This window comes from Nonomuraea sp. NPDC003214 (genome assembly GCF_053590035.1).
On sequence record NZ_JBSFSX010000003.1, the window covers coordinates 13326 to 33771 of the forward strand.

Annotated in this window: 13 protein-coding genes; 4 read left to right on the forward strand and 9 right to left on the reverse strand. The window is 75.4% G+C overall.

What is annotated here, in order from left to right; genetic code table 11:
• Window positions 1–63 precede the first annotated feature (63 nt).
• The 3 genes from ACWDXC_RS09105 to ACWDXC_RS09115 all read left to right on the forward strand — a co-directional run bounded on the left by ACWDXC_RS09105 (window position 64) and on the right by ACWDXC_RS09115 (window position 3249).
• Window positions 64–1461: a glutamate--cysteine ligase gene (locus ACWDXC_RS09105; protein ID WP_357593146.1), complete on the forward strand. Its 1398-nt coding sequence runs from the start codon at window positions 64–66 to the stop codon at window positions 1459–1461.
• 64 nt (window positions 1462–1525) lie between these two features.
• On the forward strand, window positions 1526–2563 hold the full coding sequence (locus tag ACWDXC_RS09110; RefSeq protein WP_449979857.1) for a zinc-dependent alcohol dehydrogenase family protein: 1038 nt from the start codon (window positions 1526–1528) through the stop codon (window positions 2561–2563).
• 80 nt (window positions 2564–2643) lie between these two features.
• Window positions 2644–3249, forward strand: coding sequence for a response regulator transcription factor (locus ACWDXC_RS09115; RefSeq protein ID WP_219517947.1), 606 nt, complete (start codon window positions 2644–2646; stop codon window positions 3247–3249).
• Here the strand turns inward: ACWDXC_RS09115 and ACWDXC_RS09120 are convergent.
• From ACWDXC_RS09120 to ACWDXC_RS09160, 9 genes are all read right to left on the reverse strand, one after another.
• Complete coding sequence (locus ACWDXC_RS09120) at window positions 3133–5202, reverse strand: prolyl oligopeptidase family serine peptidase (protein ID WP_449979860.1); 2070 nt, start codon at window positions 5200–5202, stop codon at window positions 3133–3135. The two genes, ACWDXC_RS09115 and ACWDXC_RS09120, sit on opposite strands and share 117 nt — an antisense overlap.
• The gene (locus ACWDXC_RS09125) at window positions 5199–6941 is read right to left on the reverse strand and encodes an ATP-binding cassette domain-containing protein (RefSeq protein ID WP_449979862.1); all 1743 of its coding nucleotides are present in this window, start codon (window positions 6939–6941) and stop codon (window positions 5199–5201) included. Before ACWDXC_RS09125 ends, ACWDXC_RS09120 begins: the two co-directional genes overlap by 4 nt.
• Window positions 6938–9370, reverse strand: coding sequence for an ABC transporter transmembrane domain-containing protein (locus tag ACWDXC_RS09130; protein ID WP_449979864.1), 2433 nt, complete (start codon window positions 9368–9370; stop codon window positions 6938–6940). The genes ACWDXC_RS09125 and ACWDXC_RS09130 overlap by 4 nt, the downstream gene beginning before the upstream one ends.
• Before the next feature lie 79 nt (window positions 9371–9449).
• Complete coding sequence (locus ACWDXC_RS09135) at window positions 9450–9581, reverse strand: SapB/AmfS family lanthipeptide (RefSeq protein WP_156325919.1); 132 nt, start codon at window positions 9579–9581, stop codon at window positions 9450–9452.
• Entirely contained in the window at window positions 9553–12132 is a 2580-nt protein-coding gene (gene lanKC / locus ACWDXC_RS09140; protein ID WP_449979866.1) for a class III lanthionine synthetase LanKC, read from the reverse strand. Before lanKC ends, ACWDXC_RS09135 begins: the two co-directional genes overlap by 29 nt.
• Window positions 12133–12225: 93 nt before the next feature.
• Complete coding sequence (locus ACWDXC_RS09145) at window positions 12226–13350, reverse strand: sensor histidine kinase (RefSeq protein ID WP_364168746.1); 1125 nt, start codon at window positions 13348–13350, stop codon at window positions 12226–12228.
• Between the two features lie 117 nt (window positions 13351–13467).
• The gene (locus ACWDXC_RS09150) at window positions 13468–15162 is read right to left on the reverse strand and encodes an AMP-binding protein (protein WP_449979869.1); all 1695 of its coding nucleotides are present in this window, start codon (window positions 15160–15162) and stop codon (window positions 13468–13470) included.
• A gap of 130 nt (window positions 15163–15292) precedes the next feature.
• Window positions 15293–15727 (reverse strand): peptidase inhibitor family I36 protein, encoded by a 435-nt coding sequence (locus ACWDXC_RS09155; RefSeq protein ID WP_219507399.1) that lies wholly within the window; start codon window positions 15725–15727, stop codon window positions 15293–15295.
• A gap of 44 nt (window positions 15728–15771) precedes the next feature.
• Window positions 15772–16629, reverse strand: coding sequence for a hypothetical protein (locus ACWDXC_RS09160; protein ID WP_449979873.1), 858 nt, complete (start codon window positions 16627–16629; stop codon window positions 15772–15774).
• A 155-nt stretch (window positions 16630–16784) separates the two neighbouring features.
• Between ACWDXC_RS09160 and ACWDXC_RS09165 the strand changes: the two genes are divergently transcribed.
• Complete coding sequence (locus ACWDXC_RS09165) at window positions 16785–20441, forward strand: nSTAND1 domain-containing NTPase (RefSeq protein WP_449979876.1); 3657 nt, start codon at window positions 16785–16787, stop codon at window positions 20439–20441.
• Window positions 20442–20446 lie beyond the last annotated feature (5 nt).

Here is a 20446-nt window from a genome sequence, read left to right on the forward strand (position 1 = left end):
TCCCCCCGCAGGGTCCGCCGCCGTGGGAGGTGTCAACCCGCTCCCCCAGGACAGAGGGGGGTGATGGGACGGGATCTGCACAAGGCGCGTTTTTCCGAGGAAGAGTTCCGGCTGTTCGGCGAACGGCTGGAGGAGCAGCTGGGCGTGCTGCGCGGGCTGCTGGAGCGGCCGGGGTTCGGCGAGGGCCCGGTCACGATCGGCGCCGAGCTGGAGTTGTTCCTCGTCGACGAGGCGGGCCGGCCGCTGCCGCGCAACAGCGAGGTCCGGGCGACGCTCGACGACCCGCGCGTGGTGCTGGAGCTGGGCCGGTTCAACCTGGAGGTGAACCTGACGCCGCTGCCGCTGGCCGGGCAGCCGTTCGAGCGGCTCGGCGCGGAGATCCAGGAGACGTTGCGCAAGGTGGACGCTGCCGTCGACGGGGGCGGGGCGCTGCCGATCGGCATCCTGCCCACGCTCGACGCCGACGACTTCACGCCGGACGCGATCAGTGACGAGAACCGGTACGAGGCGTTGAGCCGGGGCATCCGGCGGCTGCGGCTGGAACCGTTCCTGGTCAAGATCGACGACCTGGAGCTGTCGGTGGAGAACGTGATCCTGGAGAGCGCCAACACCTCCTGGCAGGTGCACCTGCGCACGCCGCCCGGCCGGTTCGCCCGGCTGTTCAACGCCGCGCAGCTCGCCATCGGCCCGGTGCTGGCGGTGTGCGGCAACTCGCCGCTGTTCCTGGGCCGGACGCTGTGGGAGGAGACGCGGATCGCGCTGTTCGAGGAGGCGGCCGACGACCGCGACGTGGAGCGGCTGTACCGCAAGGACGGGCGGGTCACGTTCGGCTCCGACTGGGTGAAGGAGGGCGCCTACGAGGTGTTCGAGCGGTACGTGCGCGACTACGACCCGGTGGTGCCCGATCTGACGGCGGCGGGCGATCCGGCCGAGGTGCCGCAGCTCCGGCTGCACCAGGGCACGATCTGGCAGTGGAACCGGCCCGTCTACGACCCGGCCGACGGCGGCCACCTGCGCATCGAGATGCGGGCGCTGCCGGCCGGGCCGTCGTGCGCGGACATGGCGGCCAACACGGCGTTCCTGCTCGGGCTGACGCTGGCGCAGGCCGAGCGCGACCTGACCGGTTACCGGTTCGCGCAGGCGTACCAGAACTTCTACCGGGCGGCCATGCACGGGCTGGACGCCAAGCTGTCGTGGCCGGGCAGGGACGGCGAGTTCGAGGCCGCCGACCTGGTGCTCAGCCTGCTGCCGGAGGCGCGGGCGGCGCTGCTGGGCGCCGGGGTGGCCGCCAGGGACGTGGAGGACGCGTTCGAGATCATCGAGCAGCGGACGCGGCTGCGCCGCACCGGCGCGGCCTGGCAGCGGGAGACGCTGAAGGCGTTCGGCGGCGACCGGGAGCGGCTGGTGCGCCGCTACCGCGAGCTGGCGCTGTCGGGCCTGCCCGTCCACCTGTGGCCGTAGGGGGCCGGGCACCGCTCCCACCTGCCCTTGCGCGAGCCGCGGCAGTTGACCCTAAGCTCATGAGATGCGAGCGGTTGCCTTTGACGTCTTCGGTGGAGAGCTCGACGTGCGCGAGCTGCCCGACCCCGCCCCCGCCCCGCACGGGGCGGTGATCAGGGTCGAGGCGACCGGTCTGTGCCGCAGCGACTGGCACGGCTGGCAGGGGCACGACCCGGACATCCGGGTCCTGCCCCACGTCCCCGGCCACGAGCTGGCGGGCGTGGTGGAGGCCGTCGGCGCCGAGGTGCGCGGCTGGCGTCCCGGCGCCCGGGTGACGGTCCCGTTCGTGTGCGCCTGCGGATCCTGTACGGCCTGCGCCACCGGCGACCAGCAGGTGTGCGAACGGCAGACGCAGCCGGGCTTCACCCACTGGGGCTCCTACGCCGAGCTCGTGGCCGTCGACCACGCCGACGTCAACCTGATCGCGATCCCGGAGGAGATGGCCGCGGTCACCGCCGCCGGGCTCGGCTGCCGGTTCGCCACGTCGTTCCGGGCCGTGGCCCAGGTGGGGCGGGTGCGGCCGGGCGAGTGGGTGGCGGTGCACGGCTGCGGCGGCGTCGGGCTGTCCGCCATCATGATCGCAACGGCGGCGGGGGCGCGGGTGGTGGCCGTCGACATCAGCACCGACGCCCTCCACCTGGCCGAGCAGGCGGGCGCCACCCACTTCGTCGACGGCTCGGCGGGCGACGCCGCCGCCCAGGTCAGGGAGCTGACCAGGGGCGGCGCGCACGTGTCGCTGGACGCGCTCGGCAGCCCGCAGACGTGCGCAGCCTCGGTCGAGAGCCTGCGCCGGCGCGGCCGTCACGTACAGATCGGGCTGCTGCCCGGCGGGCCCACGCCGGTGCCGATGGACCGGGTCATCTCCCAGGAGCTGAGCCTGCTGGGCAGCCACGGGATGGCCGCGCACGCCTACCCGCCGATGCTGGAGATGATCAGGGCCGGGCTGCTGCAGCCCGACCAGCTCGTCACCCGGACGATCGGCCTGGCCGACGCCGGCAAGGCGCTGGCCTCGATCGGCTCCGTCCCCGGCGTCACCATGATCACACCCGGATTCCCTATCTGACATGGCCGCTTTTCAGCGGGGCGCGTTTGGGTAAGGATGAGACGCCCTGTGTGACTGCCCGCCTGACCACGAGGAACGCGATGATCCGAACCTTGCTGGCCGAGGACATGCATCTCGTCAGGGGGGCGCTCGTCGCCCTGCTCGCCTACGAGGAGGACATCGAGATCGTCGCGGAGGTGGACCGGGGTGACCGGATCCTCTCCACGGCGCTCTCCTGCAAGCCCGACGTCGCGGTGCTCGACATCGCGCTGCCCGGCCAGGACGGGCTGTCGGCCGCGGCTGAGCTGCACCGCGAGTTACCGGAGGTCGGGGTGCTGATCCTGACCGGGGTGGGCACGCCCGGCCTGCTGAAGCGCGGGCTGGACGTGCACGTGCGCGGCTTCATGGCCAAGGACGCGCCGCCCGGCCGGCTCGGCGACGCGATCCGGCGGGTGGCCGCCGGCGAGCGGGTGATCGACTCCGAGCTGGCGATCGCCGCGATGAGCCCGTCCGACGCGCCGCTCACCCAGCGGGAGCTGGACGTGATCGGCGCGGCGGCCGAGGGCGCCTCGGTGCCGGAGATCGCCGCGTCACTGTTCCTGGCTGAGGGCACCGTCCGCAACTACCTGCACCGGAGCACGTCCAAGCTGGGCGCGCGCAGCCGCATCGACGCCATCCGCATCGCCCGCGAAGCCGGGTGGATCTGAGCGGGTGTGCTCCGCCAGGAAGGCCAGCGCGTCGGCAGCGAGCGCGATGGACCTGCTGACCGCCCGCGCGCCGTGGCCCACGTCCGGCTCGTGGCGCAGCAGGATCGGCCGGTCGCCGCCGGTGGCGCGCTGCATCGCCGCGCACATCTTGCGCGCGTGCATCGGGTCCACCCGCGTGTCGGCCGCCGAGACCGTGAACAGCGTCGCCGGGTAGTCCACCCCGTCGCGGACCCGGTGGTAGGGCGAGTAGGCCAGCAGCCACGCGAGCTGCTCGGGGTCGTCGGGGTCACCGTACTCGCCGACCCAGGACGGGCCGAGGCCGCTGCGGTGATAGCGGACCATGTCGAGCAGCCCGGCCGAGCACACCGCCGCCGCGAACAGGTCCGGCCGCTGGGTGACGGCCGCGCCGACGAGCAGGCCGCCGTTCGACTCGCCCCAGACGGCCAGCCGGTCCGGGGTGGTCCAGCCGTCGGCGACGAGCTTCTCGGCCGCCGCCGTGAAGTCGTCGAACACGTTCTGCTTGCGCTCCAGCATGCCGTCGCGGTGCCACGCCTCGCCCTCCTCACCGCCGCCGCGCAGCCCGGCGACGGCCAGCACGCCGCCGGCTTCCACCCAGGCGAGCGAGTCGCTGGCGTAGCCGGGCAGCAGGGGGATGCCGAAGCCGCCATAGCCGGTCAGGATCGCCGGCCGGGGGCCGCCGCCGGACGGGCGGGCCACGACGAGCATCCGCACCGGGGTGCCGTCGGCCGAGGTGTACTCCAGGCGCCGGCTCTCCACGTCCGGCGCCGGCACGTGCCCCGGCGGGGTGGCCCACAGCGTGGCCTCGCCCCGGCGCGCGTCGTAGCGCCACACCTGCGGCGGCGTGACCGCGTCGGTGTAGCTGAACCACGCCTCGTGCCCGCCGCCCGGCCGTGACGTCAGCGGCCCGATCGAGCCGAGCCCCGGAAGGGGCACCTCGCCCAGCCGCTCCCCCGTCTCCGCGTCGTGCACGCCGATCTCGCCCACGGCGTGCCGGGTCGCCGACAGCAGCAGCCTGCCGCCCTCCAGGACGGTGAACGAGCCGAGCACCGCCTCGGGGTCCTCCGCGACCAGCTCGCGCCACCGCTCCGGGGCCTCCGGATCGGCCACGCACAGCCTGCGGCGCGGCGCGTCCCGGTCCGTCAGCAGGTACAGCCGCCCGTCGGGGCCCACCCCCGCGGCCGTGCGCGCCCGCACGCCCTCCTGCACCGCGCGCGGCTCCCCGCCGCGCGCCAGGTCGGCCAGCCAGACGTCGTGGTACGAGGCGCCCGCCGAGATCAGCAGCCAGCGGCCGTCCGGGCTGATCGTCAGCCCGTAGGAGACCGGGCCGCGCTCGAACACCGGCACGTCCTCGGCCTCGCCGATCCGGTGCAGGTAGACGCCCTGGTGGAAGCGTACGTAGTAGAAGGCGTCGCCGCCGGGCAGCCAGGCCACCGGCGAGTAGCGGCAGCCGCCGATCGGGCCGTCGACCCGCTCGCCCGTGGCGACGTCGCCCACGTACAGGTCCGCGCGCTCGTCCCCACTGCGCGAGAGCTGGTACGCCAGCAGGCGCCCCGCCGGGTCCGGCTGCCAGTCGTCGAGCGTCGTCAGGCCGGTCGGGTCGAGCTCCATCGGGTCGAGCACCGGCCGGTCGTCGCAGTACAGCACCGGGTGCTCCTGCCCGGCGTCCTGCCGCAGGTGGAAGCGCCGCTCGCCGCGCCACACCGGGGCGGTGACCAGGCCGACGCGGCTCAGCTCGGTCAGCCGGGCCAGGAAGCGCTCGCGCAGCGGCGGCCGGGCCGCACGCCACAGCGCGTCCTGCTCGGCCAGCCAGGCGCGGGTGTCGGGGCTGGCGGGGTCCTCCAGCCAGCGGTACGGGTCGCGCACCTCGTGGCCGTGCAGGTTCTCGACAAGGGGCAAGTAGGACGCTTCTGGATATTTCACGATTTTTGTCATGACACGGTCTCCGGTTCCCAATGTCCGGCCAGATCGGCATACAACGGTGAGGCGGCCACCAGCTCGTCGTGCCCGCCCACGATCGCGCGCCCGCCGTCCAGCAGCAGGATCCGCCGGGCGCGCAACGCCGACGTGAGCCGGTGCGCGACCACCACCAGCGTCCCGCCCCGCCGCACGAACGCCCGCTCCACCCGCGCCTCGGCCGCCGGATCCAGATGGCACGTCGCCTCGTCCAGGATCACCAGCCGCGCCGGCGCCACGTACGCCCGGACCAGCGCCACGAGCTGCCGCTGCCCCGCCGGCAGCGCCCCCGGATCCACCACCGCCCCGTAGCCGCCCACCGCCTCCACCAGCTCCCTGGCCCCCAGCTCCGCCACCGCCCGGTCCAGCACCGCGTCCACCTCGTGGCCCCCGCCGGAGCCGGCCCCCCGCACTCCCCGAGGAACGCCCCCCGGGGTCTCCGCCTCTTCGGTGGGGGGTTCGCGGAGGTAGGTGAGGTTGTCGCGGAGCGTGCCGCGGAAGACGTACGCCTCCTGCGGGATGAGGACGCGGGCCGCCGGGTGGACGTCCGGGGCGGGAATGCCGCCGACGAGGACCTCGCCGGCACCGGGCCGCAGGGTTCCGGCGACGAGCGCCGCCAGCGTGGACTTGCCCGCGCCGCTCGGCCCGACGACGGCCAGGTGGTCGCCCTCCGGGATGCGCAGGTCCAGGCGGTCGACGACGGGCTCGGAGTGGGGCCCGTACGCGAACGTGACCCCGCGCAGCCGCACCTCGGCGCCCGGCGGCGTGAGTCGGGCCGAGGCGGGCGGGCGGGGCGGGGCCGCGGCGGTGATGCGCGCCAGCGTCGCCGCGAGCCGTACGCCGCTGACGCCCAGCCCCTGGATGAGGCCGTTCAGGGCGGGGGCGAGGGACTGGGTGACGTACGCGAGCGTGCCGACGATGACGCCCGCGCCCGCGCCGCCCGCCAGCAGCCGGGGCGTCCCGGCGAGCACGAGCACCACCGGCAGCCAGCCGCCGACGGCGAGCGCGGCGGTGCGCACCGCCGTCATCCTGGCCAGCGACCGGGCCGCGGCGGCCTGCCGGGCGACGCGCGCGGACAGCCGGGCGTCGGCGCGGTCCTCGTCCCCGCAGGCCACGATGTCGCGCAGGCCGCCCGCCAGGCCGGTCATCGCGTCGGACAGCTCCTCGTCGGCCACCAGGAACGCGCGCTGCCGCCGGGCGAGCGCGGGCAGCGACGCCAGGAACAGCACCAGCCCCGCCACGAACGCGGGCAGCACGAGCACGAGCGCGCCCGGCACCAGCGTCGACAGGCCGACCACCACTCCCGCCACCGTGAACGCGAACCCGCGCACGGTGGTGACGACAGCGGCGAACGCGTCCCTGGCCAGCTCCACCTGCAGCCCGGCCCGCGCGACGGCCGCGCTGTCGCGGGGCTGGCGGGCGTGCACGGCGTCCTCGACGACCCGGGTGAGCAGGTCGTCGCGGAACGGCTCGGCGATCCCCGCGACGGCGAGCACCACCTGGCGCGCGGCCACGGCGGCCAGCGCCCACGCGCCGCCCAGCGCGGCCAGCCACGCCAGGCCCGTCCCGGGGCTTCCGGCGGCGAACCCGTCCTCGATGGCGCGCGCGACGGCATGCCCGATGAGCACCGCCGGGGCCGCCTCCAGCAGCGACCACACGCCGATCCTCACCAGCAGCCGCGGCTCCCGCCGCAGCGCCCCCCACACCACCCCCCTCACCGCCCACCACCGAGCCCGAACCCCCCGCTTTGCCGAGGCGCCAGCCCACCCCGCCCCTGACGGGGAGCAGCCGCCCTCCGGCCCTCTCCCGAGGTGGGAGCACCGCCCGCAAGGTGGGCGTCCCGCCGGGGAGCGGGAGCCGAAGGGGTGCCCGCGAAGCCCTCACCCTCGCGGGGAGCGGGCGCCGCCCCGCCCTCCCCTGAGGCGGCAGGACCGCCCGGAAGGTGACCGTCACGGCGGGAAGCGGGGGCCGAAGGGGCGCCCGCGAAGCCCTCACCCTGGCGGGGAGCGGGCGCTGCCCGGTCCTCCCCCGAGGCGGAAGCACCGCCCGCAAGGTGACCGTCACGGCGGGGAGCGGGGGCCGAAGGCGCGCCCGCGAAGCCCTCACCCTCGCGGGGAGCGGGCGCCGCCCCGCCCTCCCCTGAGGCGGCAGGACCGCCCGGAAGGTGACCGTCACGGCGGGAAGCGGGGGCCGAAGGGGCGCCCGCGAAGCCCTCACCCTGGCGGGGAGCGGGCGCTGCCCGACCCTCCCCCGAGGCGGCAGGACCGCCCGCAAGGTGACCGTCCCGGCGGGGAGCGGGAGCCGAAGGGGTGCCCGCGTGGGGAGGGGGTGGGGGGTGGGGCTTGCCCGAGGCGGCGGGGGTGTCCGTGGGGTGGGGGGTGGACTGGAAGATGGCTCGGTAGGCGGGGTCCTGCCAGAGGTCGCGGTGGGGGCCGGTGGCGCGGACGGCGCCGTTGTCGAGCCAGATGACCTGGTCGGCGCGGGCGGCCGTGGCGAGGCGGTGGGCGACGATGAGGCGGGTGCGTCCGCGCGGGTCCTCGGTGAGTGCGCGGGCGACCTGGCGTTCGGTGACGGTGTCGAGGCTGGAGGTGGCGTCGTCCAGCACGAGGAGCCGCTCGCCGCGGGCGAAGGCGCGGGCGAGGCCGAGGCGCTGGCGTTCGCCGCCGGACATGGGGGCGTCGGCGAGCGGGGTGTCGTAGCCGTCCGGCAGCCGCCGTACGAAGGAGTCCGCGCAGGCGGCGCGTGCGGCCTCGGTGACGTGCTCGGGCAGGCCGTCGCCGGAGGGGCCCGGGTACGGGGTGAGGGCGTCGGCGATGGTGTCGCCGGTCAGGACCGGGCGTTCGACGGCGTACCCGATGGCGCGGCGCAGGGTGCGGCGGGGCAGCTCGGTGAGGGGGACGCCGTCGAGGAGGACGGCGCCGCCGGACGGGTCGGCGAGGCGGGCGGCGAGGGCGGCGAGCAGGGACTTGCCTGATCCGGAGCGGCCGACGACGGCGGTGACGGTGCCGCCGGGGATGACCAGCTCGGGGACGGCGAGCCCGGCGGCGGTGACGGACCGGAACTCGAGGGTGCCGGGGGTGGGGCCGGCGACCGTGCGGGAGGCAGGCCCGGAGGCGGCCCCACCGACCGTGCCGGAGGCGGCCTCACCGGCCGTGCCGGAAGGCTTGGGAGGGTACGGCGGTAAGGGGCGGGTGCCGTAGCGGGGGGTGGGGAGAGTGAAGAGCTCGGCGACGCGGGCGGCGGCGGAGCGGGCGCGGGCGAGGCCGCCGAGGTAGCCGAGGGCGCCGCTGAGGGCGGCGCCGAGGACGGCGTAGCGGGCGGCGGCGTAGAGTTCGCCGATCGTGAGGTCGCCGGCGGCGAGCAGGAGCCCGCCGGCGGCGAGGACGGCGATCTCGACGACGGGCACGACGAGGCCCGCCTGGACGCCGGCGGTGGCGTTGGCGCGCCACAGTCCGAGGCCGCGGGCGCGCAGGCGGGGCAGGGGGCCGAGGACGCGGCGGGCCTCGCGGTCGGCGGTGCCGGCGGCGGTGATGGTGCGGGCGCCGCCGAGCGCGTCGACGAGGCGGGCGGCGATCTCGCCCTGGACTTCCTGGTAGCCGCCGGCGACGGCGGTGGTGGTGCGCAGGAAGGCGCGCAGGACGAGCAGGATGGCGACCACGCCGGCGGCGAGGGCGGCGGCGAGCCGGGGGTCGATGAGGACGAGGGCGACGAGGGCGCCCACGGTGGGGACGAGCGGGGCGAGGGCGCCGGTGACGGCTTCGGGGGCGCGGCCGACTTCCTCGGTGTTGAGCCCGGTGCGGGTGACGAGCTCGCCGCCGGGGTAGCGGCGGGTCACGGGCAGGCCGGCGGCGAGGACGTGGCGCAGGAGGCGCAGGCGGAGTCCGGCGGCGGCGTGGGCGGCGCTGGCGCCGCGGGCCCAGACGCCGAGGCTCTCGCAGAGCATGACGGCGGCGACGACGGCGGCGCTGAGCGCGAGCCAGAACGTCTGCTGGGGGGCGGCGGCGGTGAAGGCGTCGACGGTGCGGCCCACGAGGTAGGGCAGGGCGAGTTCGGCGGCGGCGCCGGTGATCGCGGTGACGGCGAGGATCGCGGGCCAGGGCCCGCCGCGCCGTACCGTGTCGAGCACGAGCCGGTCTGCGGCCTGCATCCGTCGTCTCCTCGGGGGGCATGAAGGTGAGCGGGTCCCCGCGCCGGCACCTGCGGTGCGGGGACCCGTGCCACAGGATCTAGTGGCAGATGGCGACACTCAGGTTGCTGGGCTTGCCGGAGTGGCACGTGAGAACCGTGAGCGTGCTGCCGCCGCTGGCCACGTCACTGGCAGCGGGAGCCTCAAGACCCTGCAGGTCGAGAAGAACCATGTGAAGACACCTCCTTCCGAGGCTCGTCGGGGACAGGCCGCTCGGGTGCGGCCTCAAGGAACGGCAGTCGGACGGTCCGCTCCGCGTGCCCCGTGCCGTGCACGGTGCCGAGGGCGAACAGGACGCCGGCCGTTCCGGTCGCGAAATCCATGGACAGGCGCAGGAGCTGGTCGCCGGGGAAGGCGAGCCCGCCCGCGTGGGGCAGGGCGTGCCAGCTCAGGGCCTTGACGTGCTCGTCGGCCAGGGGGTCTCCGGCGAGCGCGGCGACGATGCCGGCGCGGCCGGTGAACAGCCCGGACTGGACGAAGAAGCCGGAGCGTGCGACGAGGCGCAGCGCGTCCAGCTCGCCGGCGAGTTCGTCGCCGGGGCGGTGGGTGAGGTAGCGGGCGAGGACGAGGGCGATGCCGACGGATCCCTCGTCGAGGTAGGGCAGCAGCCGCCAGCCCTGGTTCACCTGGAGGGAGCCGTCCTCGGCGCGGCGGCAGCGGCGCAGGTCCTGGCGGAGCGCGGTGGCGGCCAGGTCGAGCAGCGCGGTGTCGCCGGTGCGCTCGTAGGCGTGGAGGAAGAGCAGGGCGGGCCCGGACGAGCCGTACATGAGGCCGGCTCGCGGGTTGTCGCCGCCGCTGAGCTCGGGCACGTCGTCGGGGCCGCCGAGCCGGTCGGCGCACAGTTCGACGGCGCGGCGGGCCTCGTCGGGGAAGCCGAGGTGGAAGAAGGTGAGGCCGAGGCCGGACAGGCCGGAGTGCAGCGCCGGTTCGAGTCCTTCCCAGTGCTCGCGCAGGCTGATGCCGATGGTGTCGAGCGCGGTCTGGCGGTGGCCGAGCCGGTCCAGGACGTACGCGATGCCGTGCAGGCCGTCGTAGAGGCCGAGGCCGGAGCCGGGGGCGGGCCGCAGGGCGCGGGCGAGCAGCCACTCCTCGTATTCGGGGAAGCGGCCGGCGCCGGTGGCCTCCAGCGCGTACAGGACTCCGGCGGCGCCGGTGGCGAGGTTGAGGCCGCCGCCGGGCTTGAACTGGGCCACGTCGCCGGGGAAGAGCCGGTCGTCGCGTCCGGGGGTGGCGCTGGCGCGGATGGCCTTGACCATGGCGTCGCGCAGGTGCGGCCAGGGGGTGACGCCGGGCAGCGGCGGGGGCGGGGTCTCGGCCTCGCCGCCGAGGATCGTGGTGACGGCGCGGGTCACGCTCTCGCGGGGCACGGGGAAGGTCTCGGTGACGAGCTCGCCGAGGTGGGCGACCTTGGGCCGGTGCAGCGGCAGCATGATCGTGCACTGCGGGGCGAACAGGCCTAGCCGCAGGCAGGCGAGCGCGTACCTGTCGACGTCGGCGCCCTGCCGGTCGGGGGGCGCGGCGAAGGCGGGGTGGGCGAGCGCGGCGCGGGCGCCGTCGCCGGTGAGGGTGGCCACCTCGTAGTCGATGAGCACGACCCGGCCGTCGTCGGTGAGCAGGATGTTGTCCGGGTGCAGGTCGCCGAAGACCACGCCGCGTCCGTGCAGCTCGTCCACGGCCGCCTCGACCTGGTCGAGGGTGTCGAGCGCCCAGCGCGTGTAGTCGGCGAGGTCGGCGTCGGTGCAGGTGGCGCGGGTGAGCGGGTAGCGGTGGACGAGCCGGCGTTGCAGCGGCGTCCCGTCGACGAACTCCTGCACGAGGAAGTGGTGCTCGCCGAGCGTGAAGTAGCCGCGCAGGCCGGGCGCGGCGCTGAGCCCGTCGAGGCGTTCCAGGATGTCGCGTTCGTGCTCCAGGCGGGCGACGGCGTCGCGCCCGGCGGCGTCCAGCCCGGCGTACGGCCTGGCCTCCTTGAGGACGACCCGCTCCCCGGTGCCCGTGTCGCGGGCCAGGTAGACGCCGCCGCCGTTGGAGAAGTGCAGGACGCTCTCGATCGTGTACGGGAGCCCGCTCGTGGTGACGGCGTTGCGCGCGGCCAGGTGGGGTTCGAGGAAGCCGGGCAGCGTCGTCCAGGGGGGCACCGTGAAGGTGGCGCCGCGCACGTCGGGCACGAGCTTGCCGCCGCCGTCCTCGACGGCGAGCACGCGCTCGCCGGAGCCGGACAGGCAGTGCCGCTCGGCGAACCCGCCGTAGCGCACGTACAGCGGGCCGTCGCCGTAGCGCAGGTCGCTGAGGATGTACGGGCCGCGCACCCCGCGCAGCAGCTCGTCGAGCTCCTTCAGGACGAGTTCGAGCTGGCCCTCGTCGCGCGGGTAGATCGTGACGAGCTTGCCGCTGGAGGCGCGGGAGGCGGCCTTGGAGTTCAGCATGATCAGGACGGGCGCGCCGCGCAGGAACTTGAACGCGATGCCGCGCGGGACGCAGTAGTCCCAGACGGCGGCTATGGCGCGCTCGGCGTCGTCGGCGCGGGCGGACACGTGGATCTTCCAGCCCTGGGCGGGCAGGGGCGGCTCACCGGTGGGGGCGTAATAGCACCAGGTGTCGGTCGTGTCATGAAACCAGCCCTCCGGCACGGGCCGGCGGGGGAATTCCGCGCCATCGGCTGCGCTGTGGTCGAGATTGTCGTAGAACAATCTGTCGGCCAGGCAGTACAGCTCATACTGATCCATGCGTTAGAGATTGCCCGCCAAGCCCGGATTGCGTCTAGTAACACATAACATGACTGATGTGTGGCAATTTAATTCGCATTTGTGAATTTTTCACTATAAGGCGCGTGGGAGATATACGGTGAATGTGAATTCGCCGCTGCGCAGGGCCGTGGCCTCCAGCCAGCCGCCGAGCACCGACACGCGTTCGGCCAGGTTGAGCAGCCCCTGGCCGGCGTCTCCCGGCTTGCGCGGCGGGCCGACGCCGTCGTTGCGGATCGACAGGCGCACCAGGCCGTCACGTTCCAGCAGGTGCACGACGCACTCGCGGGCGGTGGCGTGGCGCAGCACGTTCGTCACGCCCTCGCGCAGCGCGTGGGTGAGCGCCTCGGCGACCTCCCACGGCAGCTCACGGCACGACACCTTGACCTGGCAGCGCACCCCGACCGACTCCAGCAGCGCGCGGGCCGAGCTCAACTCCCGCTCCAGCGACGAGCGCCGTACGCCGTGGGCGACCGCGCGGACGTCGGCGGCCAGCCCGCGCGCCAGCGCGAGCGTCTCGTGCACCTCGTTCTCGCACTTGTCCAGGTCGTCGCGCAGCAGCCGCTGGATGAGCTGCACCTTCAGCACCAGGACGGTGAGCCGGTGGCCGACCAGGTCGTGCAGGTCGCGGGTGAAGCGGCGGCGCTCGAACGACACGGCCTTGCCGATCATCTCGGTGCGCGCCTCCGACAGGCGGTGCGCCCGCACGGCCAGGCTCACGACCGCGAACTCGGCCAGCCCGACCACCGGCGCGGAGACCGCCCACCCGAGGTCCACCGACGCCTGGTCGGGCGCGGCCAGCAGCAGCGGGCCGGTGACCAGCGCCAGCGCGACCAGCACGAACGAGCGGATCCGGTCGGCGGCCAGCAGCAGCGCCCCGGCGAGCAGCCCGCACACGGGCGTCCACGCCGCCCCGAACAGCGGCAGCGGCAGGTAGGTCAGCCACGACTGCAGCCCGGCCGCCCACCACCCCGGGCTGCCGCCGGTCAGCAGCCCGAGCACGAACCTGGCGTGCACGGCCAGCAGCACCAGCAACGTCACCGACCCGGCCAGCTCCCGCCCGGTCCCCGCCAGGCTCGACTGCACCGCCACGGAGACGCCGAGCAGCCCTGCCGTCAGCCCGATGCCACCCGTCCACAGCGGGGACGAGGGGCCGGCCGTCCAGGAGCGCGACCGGCGAACGCTACGTGTCTCTTCCACCCGTCTCCCGCCATGCGGCTGACCCGACAGGACCGTACCGTCGCGAGAGCGCCCACCACCCCCGCCTCTTTACCCATCGGACCCGACCAGGCCGGTGTTGCACACCTCAGGTCGTGCTCAGCCCTTCAGTTCGGGGAACTGGTCGTCACGCCACTCCGTGGCGGCGCCGCCGGGCAGCTCGGCCTCGCGGGTCCGCAGCTCGACGCGGCGGATCTTCCCGGAGACCGTCTTGGGCAGCTCGGCGAACTCCAGGCGCCGGACGCGCTGGAACGGGTTCAGGTGGTCGCGGGCGTGCTTGAGGATCGAGTACGCGGTCTCCCTGGTCGGCTCGTAGCCCGGGGCGAGCGTGACGTACGCCTTGGGCACGGCCGTGCGGACCGGGTCGGGGGCCGGGACGACGGCGCTCTCGGCCACCGCGGGATGCTCGATGAGCACCGACTCCAGCTCGAACGGGCTGATCTTGTAGTCGCTGGCCTTGAACACGTCGTCGGTGCGGCCCACGTAGAAGATGTAGCCGTCCTCGTCCACGGTCGCCACGTCACCCGTGTGGTAGTGGCCGCCGGCCATCGCCTCGGCGGTGCGGCCGGGGTCGCCCTGGTAGCCGCGCATGAGCGGGACGGGCCCGCGCGCCAGGTCGAGGCAGATCTCGCCCTCGCCCGGCCCGTCCAGCGGCCGGCCGGTGACGGGGTCGACCAGCACCACGGGGACGCCGGGCAGCGGGCGGCCCATCGAGCCGGGCTTCACCGGCGAGCCGGGGGTGTTGCCGACCTGGGCGGTGGTCTCGGTCTGGCCGAAGCCGTCGCGGATGGTCAGCCCCCAGGCCCGGCGCACCTGCTCGATGACCTCCGGGTTGAGCGGCTCGCCCGCGCCGATGACCTCGCGCAGGCCGGGGGGCCGCTCTCCCAGGTCGGCGTTGATGAGCATGCGCCACACGGTCGGCGGCGCGCAGAAGGTGTTGACGCCGCGCTCGCGCAGCTGGGCGAGCAGCGCCGCCGCGTCGAAGCGGCCGTAGTTGTAGACGAAGATCGTCGCCTCGGCGATCCACGGCGCGAAGAAGCACGACCAGGCGTGTTTCGCCCATCCCGGGGCCGAGATGTTGAGGTGCACGTCGCCGGGCCGCACGCCGATGAAGTACAGGGTGGACAGGTGCCCGACCGGGTACGACACCTGCGTGTGCTCGACCAGCTTCGGCCGCGACGTCGTGCCGGAGGTGAAGTAGAGCAGCACCGGGTCGCCGGTCGCGGTGCCGGGGTGCGGGATCGGCTCCCACGCGAGCGCGGCGGCCTCCCGGAGGTCGGCCCAGCCGTCGGCCGGCCCGACGCTGATGCGCGTGTAGCCGCCGGGCACGCCGGCGAAGCGGCCGGTGTCGGCGGCGTTGCAGACGACGTGCCGGGCGCCGCTGCGCTCGATCCGGTCGGCCAGGTCGGCGGTGGTGAGCGCGGTGGTGGCGGGCAGGATGACCGCGCCCAGCTTCATCACCGCCAGCATCGACTCCCACAGCTCGACCTGGTTGCCCAGCATGATCATGACCGGGTCGCCCTTGGACACCCCGCGGGCCGCCAGCCACGACGCCAGCCGGTCGGAGGCGCGGGACATCTCCTCGTAGCCGCGCTCGGTGACGGTGCCGTCCTCCTCCACGATGACCAGGGCCGGCCGGTCGTTGCCCCGGGCGACGGCGTCGAACCAGTCGACCGCCCAGTTGAATCGCTCGCCCAGCTCGGGCCAGCGGAACTCGGCCACCGCCCGCTCGTGCTCACCGCGCAGCGACAGCAACAGGTCCCGGCTCGCCCTGTAAGCCTCGGTCACGTCCATGTCGGGCACTCCTTCGTCGATCAGCGCTGCGTCTCATCTCATACCGCCGATCGCGATCTGTCACCCGTGGCCCGCCCGTACGCCGGACGGGCGGCCCGGGGACGCCCCGGACCGCCCGGCCGTGTTCAGGTCAGGTCAGGATCGTGGTGCACTCGCCCGGAGTCACCCACTTGTGCGAGGTGATCCTGTCGTTCACGATGACGCCGTTGCTGAACCGGTTGTCGGTCAGGTTGTCGGCGTACAGCTCGCCCGCCAGCAGGCAGGTGTGGCCGCCGCCGTGGTTGATGTCCTGGTAGAACTTGACCGCGTCACGCCCGCCGGTGAAGCCCCGGTTCATCACGGACGAGGCCTTGTCGGTGGCCCCGGCGCCCCAGTACGAGCTGTTGCCCGCGGTGGCGATCAGCCGGGTGCCCTCGCAGTTGAGGTCCTGCCAGGCGTACATGTAGCCGTTGCGCGGCCCCCAGTCGTCGTCGCAGCCGCCCGCCGCCTGCGCGGCGGTGGCGGGCACGGTGACGCCGAGGCAGGCGAGGCCGAGGAGCATCGCCGAGATGGTGATCTTGCGCATGGTGCTTTCCTCTCGTTGGGTGGGTGGTGCGTGGACGGTGAAGGTCAGCGGCGTTCCGGGACGATGCGCACCGCCCGCTCGTAGGCCCGCAGGCCGAGCCTGCGGTAGGCGTCGAGGTCGGCGCCGAACCGGTCGCGCAGGCGGTCGCGGTAGTGCTCCTCCCGGGCCGTGGCCACGGCGCGCAGGGAGGTCGCGCGGGCGCAGGTCGCGTCCGCGACGGCGGTCTCGCGCTCGGCCGCGAAGCCGCTGGGGCCACGGCCCAGGACGGCGTCCCGGGCCTGCTGGGGGTCGGCGTACGGGTGTCCCGCGGCCTTCATGCACCGCGACCAGGCCCGTACCGCCGCGGTGAGCCGGGCGTCCCGCATGAGGTCGTCGCCGTAGAGCGCGCCCAGGCTCATGGCGACCTTGCTGACGCGGAACCACTCGGCCGGGTCGCCGTACAGCTCGCGGTCGGCCTCCTCCCCGCAGCCGCCGAGGCGTTTGCGGATCTCGCCGCCGCCCGGCAGCCGCGCGGTGAGCAGGCGGGCGCCGCGGCCCCCGTCGAGCGCGGCGTCGAACGCGGCACGCCGGGCCTCGGGCAGGCCGCGCCGGTAGGCGGCGTTGGGGTCGTGCGCGTCCTTGCCGCCGATCCGGCTGCCGTACCCGTAGGCACGCGCCCAGGCCACGTCGTCCTGGACGTAGCGCACCGGGCGGCTCTCCTGGAGCGTCAGCTCCCGGTCCTCCCAGTAGCCGAAGCCGTGCCGGTTCATGCACTGCCGGATCAGCCGCTGCTGGGCGTCGGCGATCCGCAGCTCCTGCCGCCAGGTCAGCGCCGGCGCGGGCGGTTGCGCCGCCGCCCCGCCCGAGCATCCGGTCGCGGCGGCCGCCATGACCGCGCAACAGGCTATGAGCACGCCTCTCATGGCCCCGAACCCCCGTTTCCCCGTGTCGCCGTGGCCGTTCGCTCCGGTCCTATCGCGGCGGGGCCTGTTCGGTGTCGGTGGCAGGCGCCGAACAAACACATGACGAACAAAGGGCCCTGATGCAGAATGGTTTGACCGGCTCTACGGGGGTGGGCGTGCCACGAGGTGAGCTCCCGCTGCCGCCCGGCGACGACGCGCTGGTGAGGTTCGCGGCGGACCTGCGTGAGCTGCGCCGGCGCGCGGGCGGGCCGACCTACCGGGAGCTGGCCAAGCGGGCCCATTACTCGCTGGCGACGCTGTCGGGGGCGGCGAGCGGGCAGCGGCTGCCGAGCCTCGCGGTGACCCTGGCCTACGTGACGGCGTGCGGCGGCGACGCCGTGGAGTGGGAGAAGCGCTGGCACGCCACGGCGGCCGAGCTGGCCTCCGCCGAGGACCCCGAGCCGGACCTGCGGGCGCCCTATGCGGGGCTGTCGGCGTTCCGGGAGGAGGACGCCGATCTGTTCTTCGGCCGGGAGCGGTTCGCCGACGAGCTGACGACGCGGCTGGAGGCCGATCGGCTCGTCGCGGTGTTCGGCGCCTCGGGCGCGGGCAAGTCGTCGCTGCTGCGCGCCGGGCTGCTCGCGCGCTGGCCGCACCGGTCGATGATCCTCACTCCCGGCGCGCACCCGCTGGAGGAGTGCGCCGTCCAGCTCGCCCGCCTGACGGGCGCGTCCCCGGCGCGCATCCGCGCCGACCTGGCCGCCGGGCCGCGCGCCCTGCACCTGCTCGCGTGCCAGGCGGCCGGCGACCCGCCGGGCGACCTGCTGGTCGTCGTCGACCAGTTCGAGGAGGTCTTCACCCTGTGCCGCGACGAGACCGAGCGGGCCCGGTTCGCCGAGGCGCTGGTCACGGCGGCGCGGACGGGCAACTCGCGGTGCCGGGTGGTGCTGGGCGTCCGCTCGGACTTCCACGCCCACTGCGCCGGGCATCCGGCCCTGCGCGGCGAGCTGGAGCGCCCGCTCGTGCTCGGCCCGATGACGCCCGGCGAGCTGCGGCGGGCCATCACCACGCCCGCCACGCGCGCCGGCTGCGTGGTCGAGCAGGCGCTGCTGGTCGAGCTCGTGGCGCAGGCCGGCGGCCGGGTCGGGGTGCTGCCGCTGCTGTCGCACGCGCTGCTGGAGACCTGGCGGCGACGGCGCGGCAACACGCTCACGCTGACCGGCTTCCAGGCGGCGGGCGGGATCGACGGCGCGCTCGCCCACACCGCCGAGCGGGTCTACGGCCGGCTCGGACCGGCCGGGCAGGAGCTGGCCAGGGACCTGTTCCTGCGGCTCACCGCGCTCGGCGAGGGCACCGAGGACACCCGGCGGCGCGTCACCCTGGCCGAGCTCGACACCGGCGACCCCGGCACCGAGGTGGTGCTCGGCCGCCTGGCGGCGCAGCGGCTGATCACCGTCGACGACGGCGCCGTCGAGCTCACCCACGAGGCGCTGATCCGCTCCTGGCCGCGCCTGCACGGCTGGCTGACCGAGGACCGCGACGCGCTGCGCGCCCACCGGCGGCTCACCGAGGCCGCGCGGACCTGGCGTGAGCTGGACCGCGACCCGAGCGCCCTCTACCGGGGCGTCCGGCTGGAGGCGGCGGCCGAGGCCGGCGGCAGGCTGAGCGCGCTCGAACGCGAGTTCCTGGCCGCGAGCCGGGCGGCCGAGGCGGCGCAGGAGGAGGCGGCCCGGCGCGGCGTCCGGCGGCTGCGCCGGCTGGTGGTGCTGCTCAGCGCGCTGCTGGTGCTGGCCGTGGCCGCGAGCGCCGTGGCCGTCGCGGCCCAGCGGCAGGCGGCCCGCGAGCGCAACACCGCCACCTCCCAGCGGGTCGCCGAGCGGGCGGCGGCGCTGCGCGCCACCGATCCGGCGCTGGCCGCGCAGCTCAGCCTGGCCGCCTACCGGCTGTCGGCGAACGAGGTGACCCGCGGCAGCCTGCTCAGCGCGTTCGGCACCCCGTACGCGACCCGGCTGACCGGGCACGGCGACGCGGTGACGGCGGTGACGCTCAGCGGCGACGGGCGGCTGGCCGCCACGGCGGGCGCCGACGGCACGATCAGGCTCACCGACACCCGCGACCCGCGCCACCCGCGCCCGCTGGCCGCCCTCACCGCCGACGCGGCCTCGGCGGCGCTGAGCCCCGACGGCCGCACGCTGGCGGCGGGCGCCGGCGACGCGGTGCTGCTGTGGGACACGACCGATCCCGCCAGGCCCGCACCGCTGCCGGGCCTGGCGGGCGAGGCCGGCGCCGGGGCGGTCGCGTTCGGCCCGGACGGCCGGACGCTGGCGAGCGCGGGCGCCGACGGGGCCGTCCGGCTGCACGACCTGGACGGCGGCGAGCCGGTCACGCTCGACGGCCACTCCGGCGGCGTGACGGCGCTGGCCTTCGGCCCGGACGGGCGCACGCTCGCCTCCGCCGGGGCCGAAGGCACCGCCCGGTTGTGGGACCTCGGGACCCGTACGCCGGTCGTGCTGGCGGGGCACACCGGCGCGGTCCACGCGGTGGCGTTCACCGGGTCCGCGCTGGCCACGGCGGGCGAGGACCGCACCGTGCGCCTGTGGGACCTCGACGGCCGCCCGCTGGCCACGGCCGAGGGCCACACCGACGCGGTGCGCTCGCTGGCGTTCACCGGCGACGCGCTCGTGTCGGGCGGGGCCGACGCCTCCGTGCGGGTGTGGGACGTGGGCGACCCGCGTGAGGTGCGCGAGCTGGCCGTGCTCGCCGGGCACACCGGCGCGGTCACCTCCGCCGCCTCCGCCGGGCGCACGCTGGCCACGGCCGGCGCGGACCAGACGACGCGGCTGTGGGACCTGCCGGGCGACACGCTCACCGGCCACCGCAGCTCCGTGTACGGGGCGGCGTTCAGCCCCGACGGCCGCACCCTGGCGACCGGCGGCTACGACCGGACGATCCGGCTGTGGAGCGTGCGCGAGCGCACCTCGCGGGTGCTGCGCGGGCACGACGGCCCGGTCAACGCGGTGGACTTCAGCCCCGACGGCCGGACGCTGGCCAGCGCGAGCGCCGACGGGACGGCCCGGCTGTGGAACCTGCGCGAACGCACCTCGGCCGTGCTGGCCGAGCACCCGGACGCGGTGGAGTCGGTGGCGTTCGGCCCCGGCGGCCGGCTGCTGGCCGTGGCGAGCTCCGACGGCACCGCCGCGCTGTGGGACGTCCCGGCCCGCGCCCGCCTGGTCACGCTGCGCGGGCACGCCGGGCCGGTCAACGACGTGGCGACGACCGGCAGCCTCGTCGCCACCGCGAGCGCCGACCACAGCGTGCGCCTGTGGGACGTGTCGGGGCGGCTGCTCTCGTTCACCCACGGCCACGAGGACGCGGTCAAGTCCGTGGCGTTCAGCCCCGACGGCCGGACGCTGGCCACCGCGGGCTCCGACCGCCGCGTCATGCTGTGGGACGTCGCCGACCCCGCCGCGCCCAGGCGCGTCGCGGTGCTCGACGGCTACACGGACGCGGTCAAGTCGGTCGCGTTCAGCCCGGACGGCCGCGTCCTGGCGACGGCGAGCTCCGACCGGACCGCCGTGCTGTGGGACGTGGCCGGCCGCGCCAGGCTGGCGACGCTGCGCGGCCACGCCAAGCCCGTCGACGCCGTCGCGTACGCCCCCGACGGGCGGACGCTCGTCACGGCGGGCGAGGACTGGACGGCCAAGCTGTGGGCCACCGACCCGGAGCGGACGGCGGCGCGGATCTGCGCGACCGCCAGCCCGCCGATCACCGCCGACGAGTGGTCCCAGCACTTCCCGGGTCTGCCCGCCCAGCCGCTCTGCCCCGAGCCCTAGGGTGG

Excerpts from the sequence above, each read along its gene's own strand:
- ACWDXC_RS09160 (WP_449979873.1), bottom strand. The coding sequence starts at position 16,629 with ATGAGAGGCGTGCTCATAGCCTGTTGCGCGGTCATGGCGGCCGCCGCG.
- ACWDXC_RS09105 (WP_357593146.1), top strand. The coding sequence starts at position 64 with ATGGGACGGGATCTGCACAAGGCGCGTTTTTCCGAGGAAGAGTTCCGG.
- ACWDXC_RS09110 (WP_449979857.1), top strand. The coding sequence starts at position 1,526 with ATGCGAGCGGTTGCCTTTGACGTCTTCGGTGGAGAGCTCGACGTGCGC.
- ACWDXC_RS09115 (WP_219517947.1), top strand. The coding sequence starts at position 2,644 with ATGATCCGAACCTTGCTGGCCGAGGACATGCATCTCGTCAGGGGGGCG.
- ACWDXC_RS09150 (WP_449979869.1), bottom strand. The coding sequence starts at position 15,162 with ATGGACGTGACCGAGGCTTACAGGGCGAGCCGGGACCTGTTGCTGTCG.
- ACWDXC_RS09120 (WP_449979860.1), bottom strand. The coding sequence starts at position 5,202 with ATGACAAAAATCGTGAAATATCCAGAAGCGTCCTACTTGCCCCTTGTC.
- lanKC (WP_449979866.1), bottom strand. The coding sequence starts at position 12,132 with ATGGATCAGTATGAGCTGTACTGCCTGGCCGACAGATTGTTCTACGAC.
- ACWDXC_RS09130 (WP_449979864.1), bottom strand. The coding sequence starts at position 9,370 with ATGCAGGCCGCAGACCGGCTCGTGCTCGACACGGTACGGCGCGGCGGG.
- ACWDXC_RS09155 (WP_219507399.1), bottom strand. The coding sequence starts at position 15,727 with ATGCGCAAGATCACCATCTCGGCGATGCTCCTCGGCCTCGCCTGCCTC.
- ACWDXC_RS09135 (WP_156325919.1), bottom strand. The coding sequence starts at position 9,581 with ATGGTTCTTCTCGACCTGCAGGGTCTTGAGGCTCCCGCTGCCAGTGAC.